The organism is Pseudoflavonifractor capillosus (genome assembly GCF_016902575.1).
GTDB lineage: Bacteria > Bacillota > Clostridia > Oscillospirales > Oscillospiraceae > Enterenecus > Enterenecus capillosus_A.
The window spans coordinates 1-1,410 of record NZ_JACSNZ010000103.1; the positions used below are offsets into that span (position 1 = coordinate 1).

Genomic DNA, 1,410 nt, shown 5'->3' on the forward strand with positions numbered 1-1,410 from the left:
CCGGCGGGATTACGGAGAAGCTGTCCTCTCCAATGATCAGGGCAAGGCCACTGCCGTTGTCCCACTTCATGTGGAACTGGCCGATATCGTCGATGTAGTCCAGGGTGCCAGTGCTGCCCGGCTCCAGCTGGGTATAGGGGTCTTTCATCTCTCTGAGTTTGATTCGGGTTCCTGCGGGGAATTGCTCTCGCAGGAAATTCAGCCATTCCTTTGAAACTGACATTTACATACCTCCCATTTGAAAAGTTTGTTCTTCTTGGTGTGATTCTCCCATCATCAGTACCTCCAGGCTCACCGTGCCGTGGTAGGCCACATATCCCCGGTCGGTAAATGTACCAGTCTCTTGATTCATGTGCTGCAGGCCGTACTTCTCGTAGTCATAGAACTCGTCCAGATTGGGGTCATACTCAAAGTGGCCGGACTGCTGGATCATGAATGTTCCGTACTCTGCAGGGGTATGGGCGCCGGGAGCAAACTGGAACAAATCCAGATTCTCGGCCAGACAGCGGATCTGGCTGGCATTCTCTGGCTCAGCCAAGGCTACCACAGCCCCCAGCTTTTGAAGGTTATCCCGGTCAAGTCTGGCCACAGCCCATGCCAGGTCGTTGAGGTCGAAGATGCTTTCCTGTTTGAAATCCAGTGCTACATCCACCTCCATAGGGAATTCGCTGTTTCCTACTTGAAAGCACATATCCTCCGGGTCTTGGATGCCAGAGCGAAGCATTCCACGTTCCAGCTGTTTCCTTGTGGTGGGAAGGTAGAGCCAAGTGGCTTTTTTGGTGTTTTCCGGCTGTCCCTTGGAGATCAGACCCAGGGACAGCACTGCGTCATCGTAGAGATAAAAGGGGAAGTGCTTGCCATCGTAGATCTGCTCCAGCTGCATCCCGTTGTCGTAGACCACACCGTAGGGGGTGACCACGCCTTGATTCCCCTCGATCAGAAGGAGGGCAGATTCCACACCATCTACATTCTCCAGTTCTTCCAGGCTGGCACAGCCGCCGTTGAGGTTCATATAGTGGCTGCGGCCCACGGATTCCAAATCAGAGAAGTCCGTGATGACGGTGGCCTGCTGACAGCAGAAGGATAGGTTGATCAAGTCTTTCAGGCTAGTGAGGCCCAGTTTCTCAGCCATGGCCTGGAACTGGGCCACCTCGTCATCACCGAAGCCATCCAGCCGCTTAGCCAGATAGTCCAGCTCGTCCAGATTTACCTGAGTGCCCTCCAGACGATCCAGCACTGGCCATGGGCTGTGAAGCTCGTCCAAATGGCAGTCCCGGTTGGAGGCATCCCCAATTTCCAGCGACTCCAGCAACTCCACACAGCTGTCATACTGCTCTTTGGGGATGGGAAGGGGAATGGTAACAACACCAAATTCCGGGTGGTTGATATTGCTCAATTCTGCGCCTATCA

2 protein-coding genes are annotated in these 1,410 nt (G+C 54.0%); both read right to left on the minus strand.

The features are described from left to right. On the minus strand, positions 1-223 hold a 223-nt coding region (locus H9X86_RS12025), incomplete at its 3' end, for a DUF4314 domain-containing protein (protein ID WP_204901730.1). After that, positions 224-1,408 (minus strand): antirestriction protein ArdA, encoded by a 1,185-nt coding sequence (locus H9X86_RS12030; RefSeq protein ID WP_346011474.1) that lies wholly within the window; start codon positions 1,406-1,408, stop codon positions 224-226. It abuts the gene before it with no gap. Between the last annotated feature and the right edge of the window lie 2 nt (positions 1,409-1,410).